Source organism: Vibrio sp. 1069 (genome assembly GCF_033340555.1).
Genome location: NZ_JAWOWP010000868.1, coordinates 1 through 537 on the forward strand (window position 1 = coordinate 1; position 537 = coordinate 537).

The following is a 537-nucleotide window of genomic DNA, read 5'->3' on the forward strand; positions in this document are numbered from 1 at the left end:
GTTTTCTGCCAATGCTGGTGTTTGATCACCCATGGTGATGTCGGCGATGTCACCAAGACGAATCAACCCCGAGCCAAACTCGCCGGTGCCACCATTGATGATTAACTTGCGAATGTCTTCTAGAGACTGAAACTCACTGGTTTGCGCAATACGAATACGCTCTGTACCTGCATCGAATTTTCCCGCTTCGAACGTGCTGTTTTGTGTGCTCAGTTGGTTCCAAACTTGTGCGATCGACAAACCATATTGAGCCAAGCGCTCGTCTGGCATATCGATATGTACAACGCGAGGTTCAATGCCGTGTAGCTCGATCTTTTTGATGCCGTCGACGGCTTTGATTTGGCGTTGCAGCTCTTCGGCGTAGCGACGCAACTCTTCTGGCGCAGCATCTGTGCTGTGGATAGAGAAAAGCATACCGTAGACTTCAGAGAACTCGTCTTGTACTACGCTGATCTGCGCGCTGGAAGGCAGCTGCAGTTTTACATCGTCCACTTTGCGTCTCAATAAGTCCCATTCCTGCGGAAGTGCTTTGGAATT

The 537-nt window shown here is 49.9% G+C and carries 1 protein-coding gene; it reads right to left on the minus strand.

The window, feature by feature from the left end; translation table 11 throughout:
• The coding region (locus R7040_RS29515) for an efflux RND transporter permease subunit (protein WP_318098059.1) at positions 1-537 on the minus strand (537 nt) is incomplete at both ends.